Genomic DNA, 8,197 nt, shown 5'->3' with positions numbered 1-8,197 from the left:
CGGAAGGCCCTAAAGGGCCTTACCCCCGGCCTGGCGGCCGGGGCGCCGCTGACGCGGCGTCAGCCGGGGGTGACGGCTGCGCCGTCACTGCGCGTGGTGTGGCCTCGGCTGCGCCTCGGCGAGTGGGTGGGTGGTGGGGGGTATTCGCCTGCGGCGAATCCGTGGGGTTGTGCGGGTGGTTGGTGGTGGGCGTCTAGCGTCGCTGCGCTCCGCCTTTCCGGTGGCTTTCTCCCGGGCCTACGGCCCGTCAACCGGTCGGCTTTCCCATCTTGTTGTGCCAGTGTTTTCACGGCCCTACGGGCCGATTGGCTGGCGGGGGTTTCCCGGGCTGCGCCCGGGGGTGGGCGTTGACGATGTGACGCGGAATTCGGGTAGCGGCCCATCCCTCCGGACGGGCGGGAGTGCCGGCCGGGGCCTGCGGCCCTCGGCGTTGACGATGTGTCGTGGACTTCGGGTATCAGTCACAACCCCACCCCCGGGGGCCCTCCCCCGGTCCCGGGCGGTGGCCGGTCAGCCGCCTGATTGCTGGGCCGACGGCCCATCCGGCGCCCCTGGGGCGGGGCCTGCGGCCCTCGGGAGCAACCTCCGGGCCACCCGGTCCAGCTCGGCCGCCCCCGGCCCCGGTGGCGGACCCTCACGGACGCCCCGCACGGCGGTCCCTGACAGGCCCTCAACCGCAGACTCCCGACCGAAATCCGAAGCGAATCAGGCCGCGTTTCCCCGACTTCCGTACAGCCCTATCCTACCGGTTCACAGACGGGCACCGGACGGGCACCGGAGGCGAACGGGCAACCTCGCGGCAACCGTCCATCCCGGCCCTATCCGGCCGCGCTTCCGGCGGAAATCTGAATTACCTTCCACTCCCTTTTAGGCGGCAATTCGAACACCTTCCGTGGCGCAGCGGCGAGGAATCGCATTCAGGCGCCTCGGAAAGGGGCCTACGGCCCTCCACGACGACACGGCGACCGCCCTTCCAGACCACCCAGGAAATCCCGCCCAGCGTCACCCGGGCAATTCCCGAAGTGGCGACACCAAACCGAACACCGGACCAGGACGGCGGCCACCCCAACGGCGGGACGGCGGGGCGCGGCGGCGGGAACCCGCAGATCCAGACGACCCTCCGAAACGGCGGATCGGCCGTCGTTAGGCTGACGGCATGACAGGCCTACTGCGGTTCGGCGCACTGCTGGCGCACCTGACGGGCCACCGGGCGCTCGGCTCCGCCACGCTTGCGTCAGCGGCCGGCATCGACCCGGCAGAGCTGCAAACCGTGCTCGGCGGGCAGCCGCCGACCGGACGGCTATTGAGAGACCTCGGACCGGCACTCGGCCTGCACGCCGCCGACCTGTTCGTCCTCGCCGGACAACCGGTGCCCGACGACCTGACACCGATCACCCGCAACCCGAACTGGTCGATCAGCACCGTCGTCTACAACGCGATGGTCATGCCCGCCGAGAACCGGCGACCGCTGCTGGACGCGATCCGGGCGCAGCCCCTGGTGCGGCGTGAGGGGCGTGGCGGGGTCGACCGGCCGTACCACCGGTACGAGCCGGGCTTCGGCGCGGTGCTCCTGGGGCTCGCCCACAGCCGGAACCTCACCTGGCCAAGCACGGTCAGGGCCCTGTACGCGGTCACCGACGGACGGATCTACCTGTCTCCGTCCACCATCGGCGGGGTCGGCCGCGGCACCGTCGAAGCAACCCCCGAGCTGGTAGCCGGCTTCGCCGGCGTGCTCGGTATCCCCGCCCCCGACCTCGCAGCACTCGGTGGCATCCACCTACCCGACGACCTGCCGCCGCTCCACACCCGGGCCGTGGACCTGGCCACGGTCATCTGGGAAGCCCGGCGCCTGACCACCACCCAGCTCCAGGACGTCGAACTCACCTCCCGCCACCTCGCCGGCCGCTGACCCACCTCCCCCACCAGGGCGGCCTGACAGCCACCCACCCATCCAGCGAGCGGCGCAGCGGACGGGCACGGCCCCGGACCGCGGCCAGCACGGCGGGACGGCGACGACGACGCAAAGGGGCCCGGACGGCGACCCCCGACCTGCGCACGGCCCCGAACGGGGCGGAGCCCGGGCGGCGGACCCGGGACGGCGGCGGCCAAGCAGGGGCGCAGCAGGCCCAGACGACGGCGCAGAGCGGCCCGCACGGCCACCGGAGACGAGCCCGTCGCCGACGGCGGCGCAGCGGGCGGGCAGGGCACAGCAGGCCGGAACGCCCCAGACGGGGCCCGGCGGCTCCACCCCCGGACGAAACCGAACACCAACCCCCGCCATCACCCCGCCAACCACAATCCCAAACCGAATTCAGACCACCACAGGCAGCGAATCCATAAAAGCAGCAGCACGGAATACCCGGCGGAATTCACCCCCAAAACACGCCCAACAAAACCCCACCAGCCCCACCAGCAGCCGACCCGACCCCCAATCCCACCCACCACCACACAAAGTAACCAAACCCCACCCCACACCGACCCCGCGAACATCCCCAACAGGCACAACCAAAGGTCCAGACAACCCGGCCTGTGGGGCCATTCCACGCCCCACAACACCAACAGGTCACACCCTGAGAGCTTCGGGTGGTTCCGTCACCGGGAGACGGTGACGCAACCACCCCGGTGCGGCCCAGGCCAGCGGCGGGCGGCCGGGCCTCACGCGCCGGGGCCCGCTTCCGATCCGGCTGGCATTTCGTCAGAATCCTCCGTGTGACGGAACCCTTGAGCACCGGGCCGGCCTGCACACGGCCGGGATGCGGCCGGCCCCTGCCGAAGGCGGCCACCGGCCGCCCCGCCCTGCACTGCAGCCCCGCCTGCCGCCAGGCCGAACACCGCCGACGCCGCCTCGAGGAACAACTCCCCGCCCTACGGGACGAGGCCCGCACCCTCTTGGCCCGCCTCGGCGGCGACGAACAGGCACGCCAGGTCCTGGAGGGCCTGGACGGCGGCCAGGCGGCGGTGTTCGTCCGGCACGCACGCGCCGCCCAGGCCGCACTCGACGGCGCCTTCGCCCTCCTCGGACTCCCCGCGCCAGCCCTCGACCAGGCGGCCAGCGAGCGGCAGGGCGACACGGCCGCCGCCGCCCTGGCGGCGGCGCCGGCCCCCGCCGGGCGCGGCAAGCGCGCGCAGGTCCGCGGCCAACAGGCCGTCCCCGAGAACCTGCTGACCGCCTTCCAGAGCGCCTGCGGAGCCGGAGCGGACGAGACGACGGCGAGGCCGGACGCCCTGGTCCCGGACGGCGACCACGGCCACGGTGAAAGCCCCAGCCGCGGTGAAGGCCCCGGCCGCGGCCGCGCACCGGCCGCCGAGCCGGTACGGGTCCGGGCCGCCCTGCCCCCGGACACCCGCCCCCTGCCCACCACCACCGCCTACGACGAACTCCTCCCCACCTGCCGCCGCGCCCGCCCGAAGACTCCCGACCACCCGGCAGGTGGCACCCCGGGCGAGACCGGCCGGAAGACCACCCGCGCCGCCGGGGCGAACACAGAGCAGCCCGGCCCGGCCCGCCGCTCCGCCGGCCCCGGTGGCAACGACGGAACCGCCCGGGCGCGGCAGACGACCACCACGACCGGAACACGGCAGGTGGCCACGGCGGCCGGGGCCCAGCTCACCGTCGTCTTCGACGACGGCACCCCGCACACCCACCCCGAACCGGCCCGGTCCCGCCCCACCACCCCGGAGGACACCTAGACCGAACCCACCACCCCGCCAGGCCCCGGCCAGGAACAGGACGACACCACGCCCGCGGCCACCGAGGACGAGCTTGCCGCCGCCGCCCGGCCGGACCCCGGCCTGGTCGGTGAGGTCGGCGACGACGCCGTCGCCGAGCCGCGCGAGCGGCCGGACGCGCCGGACGCCGAACCGGAGAACGGGCCGGACTACGACGGCGGGGCGCAGCGGCAGAAGGACCCCGCCCCCGGACGGGGCCGGGACGACGACGCGCTCGCGGCCACCGGGGACGGGCCCGCCACCGACAGCGGGCAGGCCGACACCACGGTGGTACCCGCGCCGACACCCGACAGCCACAACACGCTCGCGGCCGCCGAAGCCGAACTCGCCGCCGCCGCCCGGGCGCTCATCGGCGACCCGACGTCCGGCCTGTCGAAAGCCGTCGACCGGCAGCTGTACCGGCACACCGCGGCACTGGCCGCCGACAACACCACGGTCCTCCCCGCCGCCCGCCAGGCAACCGCCGACCTCGCCCACCGCCGCGGCCGACTCCGCCTACCCGACACCCCCCAAGGCCAACGCCTACGGGCTGCCCTCACCACCTACGAGAACACCTGGAACACCACCAGAACCAGCACCGCGAACACCACCGGAAACGGCACCGTGACGGAACGACAGGACGATCCAGCAGCCCCACCAGAGCAGGCCAGGCCGGGCCGGCCGGGTGGCGGCCGCTGAAGGCCGGCGGGCGGCGAGAGGGCCGATAGCGGCAGAGCGGCGGGCAGCCGGGGCCCTGGTACCGGGCGAGGCGTTCGCCTCCGCGGCCGCGGCGAGGTAGTCCAGCACCTGGTCGTCGAGGTAGACGACATCCCGGACCCACCCCGGCCGCCCCGGGAGCACACAGACACGGTCAGGACCGGAACCACGCACGCTCCTCACCCCCACACCCTCCCAACCCACCACGACGGTGCGCAGCAAGTCGCCCGAACCGGCCCCGCCCGGCGGCGGGGCCGCCGGGCGGGCGGCGGGCACGACAGTGGTTCGCGGAACACAGGGGCGTCGTTACGGCACGCAGCGGGCCCCGCGCCCACGTTCCCGGGGTGCAGGGGCCCGCTGCATCCAGGGGCGGTCAGCCGCGGGCTGGCCGGTCCTGGGCATCGACGGCCATGCGGCGCAGCGGGAGGTGGAGACGCCCAGGTAGGACCTCCTCTACGCGGGTCGGCTCCTCTGGTCCAGGGGCTTGTATGGATCAAGCTGTGGAAGCACAATGTTTGCCACAACTTCACTGAGAACAGGGCCTGCTGACGGTCCAGCACCTGCTCCCTGCGTTCGAACCCCCCAGACGTCCTGGGGCACCGGGCCCCGGGCAGTAAGTAAGAGGAGCCACTCGTGGTTGATCAGTCAGCGCCCGCATCGAACCCCGACCACTCTCAGTCGGGACAGCCTGCACATGGAGGCCAGGATGGACACGTGATATGGCAGTGCAAATTTTGTTCCCAAAAACAAGTCCTACAGAGCGATACCCTGGAGTTGAAATGCCTGAGTTGTCGAGCGGATCAGAGTTCCGAGTCTCCGACCTCGGCGGATCTGGAACGGCGGATCACCAGGGTCGAGATAGCTATCAAAAAAGTCCGGAGGCGAGGTGTTTATATGGGGACCTTCGGGTTCGCGACCCGAATGATCCCGTTGCCTCCCTCGGTTACTGATAAGTGGCAGGACATTGTCGACTGGCTCACCGATAATTTCTTCTAATATCTGACAGTGAATGCGCCCCCGGCCGAGCCGGGGGCGCATTCACTGTTCCGGGGGACTCGCAGGCCTGTCCGGCGGACCACGTCCCGGTAGGTGGTCGTTCAGCACCTCTGCGGGGCCGCGCGGCGGTGCGTCCGGCCGCCGGGCGGCTGTCGGACGCGAGGCGGCCGTCGTGCTTCTTCCTGGTCTTGCGGGCGGCGACTTCGACGGAGGTGGTGATCACGGAGGCGCCGGGGTGGTCCAGTCGGCGGGCGGTGATCGGCAGTGGCGCTCGCGCCGTTCCTGGCCGTCACGGTCGTCGTACAGGGCGGTGGCGGCCGTGCGGCGCAGCAGATGGAGGAGGCGGTCGGCGGTGCCGGGTACGGCGGCTGGGCCGCGTACGCGGGCGCCGAGTTCGGAGTGAGCCGCTCGACCGCCTACCGGCTGCTGGACCTGGCGGCCGCGGCCGAGGCGATCGAGGCCACGGTCCGGCGGGAAGCCGGCCCGGAACTGTCCCACGCGTGGGACACCGGCCTGGTACTGCCCATGCGGGCGGTCGTCGACCTCAAGGGCAGGATCGCGGAGCTCACCGACCTGATCGCCGAGCGCCTGGCCGACGCCGGCACCGAGGACGGCCAGCCGCCCGAGGCCGCGGTCGTCGCCGAGATCGTCGCGCGTTCGGTCGACGGCGTCGGATGTCTCCGGGTCGGCGGCGAGCAGCACGCGGCCGCGGTAGGCGGCGACGATCTCGGCGACCGCGACCAGGTCCACGACGGCGGGGACCTGGTCGACCTGGTCGAGCCGGTCGACCGGCACGCGGCGCAGCAGCTGCTCGGCGGGTTCGGCGTCCAGGCGCTCGGCGTCGCCGGGGTAGCCGTAGCCGGCCCGCAGCGCGGCTCGCGGTTGTGGCTGCGCTGGCCGGCGGCCCGGTGGTGCCACTACCTGAAACCACCGCCGGAGCGAGCTACGGAGTGATAGAGGTGATGAAAACGTCGTAGAAGTCGATGGTCGCGGCGCCGTCGCTGACGTGACCGTTGTTCCTGACGACGATGTCGAGGAAGTGGCTCGTCGCAGGTCCAGGAAAGTCGATCTGACTCCGCGTGGCCATCTGTATCACCTCGGCAAACACGGTCTTTCCCGAGCCTGAGCCCGCCTGGACAGTGGCCGTGATCGCGGCGCCGCCGAAACGATCATCCGGGCCTACCGAGAAAAAGACCGTCCCGTCGGGCGGGATGGACTGTGGTTCCGGGTGGACCGAAAAGCATGTGACGTTGGCCATGATCATTCCCCGTGCTGTAGTCGGAATCTGCTCGCTGACCTGGAGCCACGCGGGCGCCACGCCCAGCTCCAGGATCGGGTCATAGCCAGGCAGGTGCCACTCGACGTAGTGGCTGCTGCTCACGCTCACGGTCCGCCGCCGCCTCGCCGCCCTGTCGGTCCCCACGGTCGTAGCTCTACGGGGCGATGGGGCCGTTCTTCTTCTCCGGGTGTGCGGACAGGACGTGGCGGGTGGCGGCGAGGTTGGAAAGGCCGAGAAGCGGGGCGCGGTCGGCGCCGAGTTCGGGGTGAGCCGCTCGACCGCCTGCCGGCTGCTGGACCTGGCGGCCACGGCCGAGGCGATCGAGGCCACGGTCCGGCGGGAAGCCGGCCTGGAGCTGTCCCACGCGTGGGACACCGGCCTGGTACTGCCGGTGCGGGCGGTCGTCGAGCTCAAGGGCAGGACGGCGGAGCTCACCGACCTGATCGCCGAGCGCCTGGCCGACGCCGGTGCCTCGGGCGGGCGGCCGCCCGAGGCCACGGTCGTCGCCGAGATCGTCGCGCGTTCGGTCGCCGACGTCCGGTCCCGGCCCGACGTTCCGGCCGCCGAGCTCGCCGTCGTCCCGGCGCTCATGGTCCTGCCGTTCCCGCCCGACGGGACGCCGCGCGCCGACAGCTCCTCACCACACGCACCGCGACCGCCCGCACGCTCCTGGCCCGGAGCCGACACGACGGACCCCGATGACCCCGCCCCTGGCCGGAGTGGCCGGCACCGCCGAACAACTCCACCAGCCGCACGGCGACGACATGGAGGCGACCGATTGAAGGCCTCGTCGTCGGCCCGGACATCGCCATGGGAATCAAGGTGAGTACGGGGGTGAGTATGTGAGTACAGTTTGAGAATTTGTGAAACAGCAAGGCCACACGGTGTGAGGGGCTGTCAGCGCCGCTGGTACAAGGCCGAGGCCGCCTGGACCGCCGACCCGAGCGAGGCAAGGCGGGTCGAGTTCGCCGGGGTCGGCGGCGAGCCGTACGACCCGGGATGGCGCCCAAGGCCGCCGTCCGCCCGGGCTCCGCGCAGGATCCGGCGGCCTGACCTGCCCGCGGCCGGGTTCCGGCGCCCGCCCCTGGAGCCCGTCGGCCCGGCCTCGGAGACCGAGGCCCGGCGGCTGACCGGGGAGCTGCGGGCGGCCGGGACCGCGGCCAGTTCGGCGGGCGAAGCCCCGGTGCCGGGCGGCGGCCGGGGCGGGCGGCGGCGCCAGGGCCAGCGGCCTGGTGCTGCACGGCGGCCGGACGGGGTGCGGGCAAAACGCTCCGAGCGCCGGGTTCGGTGTTCGCCCTGCGCGGGTGGGCGGCGGGTGGAAGAATCCCCTTCCACGCGTGGGGGCAGTCCCGCGCTCGGGGCGGGGACAGCGAGGCGGGGGCGCGGGATGCGTCGAGAAGCACGGACACCAGCGGCCGGACCGCACCCGACGGCCGAAGCGGGCCCCGGAGCGGTGATGGTCCCGCCGGCGGCGAGGGACGCGGAACCGGCCGCGGG

The 8,197-nt window shown here is 72.9% G+C and carries 6 protein-coding genes; 5 read left to right on the top strand and 1 reads right to left on the bottom strand.

The features are described 5' to 3' along the window. Nucleotides 1–1,156 precede the first annotated feature (1,156 nt). The 4 genes from ACFY4B_RS37000 to ACFY4B_RS36985 all read left to right on the top strand — a co-directional run bounded on the left by ACFY4B_RS37000 (nucleotide 1,157) and on the right by ACFY4B_RS36985 (nucleotide 6,375). Nucleotides 1,157–1,909 (top strand): hypothetical protein, encoded by a 753-nt coding sequence (locus ACFY4B_RS37000; RefSeq protein ID WP_387975405.1) that lies wholly within the window; start codon nucleotides 1,157–1,159, stop codon nucleotides 1,907–1,909. Between the two features lie 800 nt (nucleotides 1,910–2,709). Continuing rightward, the gene (locus ACFY4B_RS36995) at nucleotides 2,710–3,690 is read left to right on the top strand and encodes a hypothetical protein (protein ID WP_387975402.1); all 981 of its coding nucleotides are present in this window, start codon (nucleotides 2,710–2,712) and stop codon (nucleotides 3,688–3,690) included. A 306-nt stretch (nucleotides 3,691–3,996) separates the two neighbouring features. Beyond that, nucleotides 3,997–4,407 carry a hypothetical protein gene (locus tag ACFY4B_RS36990; protein WP_387975399.1) on the top strand — a complete coding sequence of 137 codons (411 nt, stop codon included), beginning with the start codon at nucleotides 3,997–3,999 and terminating at the stop codon, nucleotides 4,405–4,407. Between the two features lie 1,278 nt (nucleotides 4,408–5,685). Then, nucleotides 5,686–6,375 (top strand): hypothetical protein, encoded by a 690-nt coding sequence (locus ACFY4B_RS36985; protein WP_387975396.1) that lies wholly within the window; start codon nucleotides 5,686–5,688, stop codon nucleotides 6,373–6,375. On the opposite strand, the gene ACFY4B_RS36980 is transcribed toward ACFY4B_RS36985, so the two are convergent. Then, entirely contained in the window at nucleotides 6,365–6,802 is a 438-nt protein-coding gene (locus ACFY4B_RS36980) for a hypothetical protein (protein WP_380739881.1), read from the bottom strand. The genes ACFY4B_RS36985 and ACFY4B_RS36980 overlap by 11 nt on opposite strands. 85 nt (nucleotides 6,803–6,887) lie before the next feature. On the opposite strand from ACFY4B_RS36980, the gene ACFY4B_RS36975 reads away from it, so the two are divergent. Beyond that, a complete protein-coding gene (locus tag ACFY4B_RS36975; protein WP_387975393.1) occupies nucleotides 6,888–7,526 on the top strand; it encodes a hypothetical protein in 639 nt (212 codons plus the stop codon). Nucleotides 7,527–8,197: the final 671 nt, after the last annotated feature.

The organism is Kitasatospora sp. NPDC001261, assembly GCF_042896795.1.
Lineage (GTDB): Bacteria > Actinomycetota > Actinomycetes > Streptomycetales > Streptomycetaceae > Kitasatospora.
This window is presented reverse-complemented; position numbering and strand designations above follow the sequence as displayed.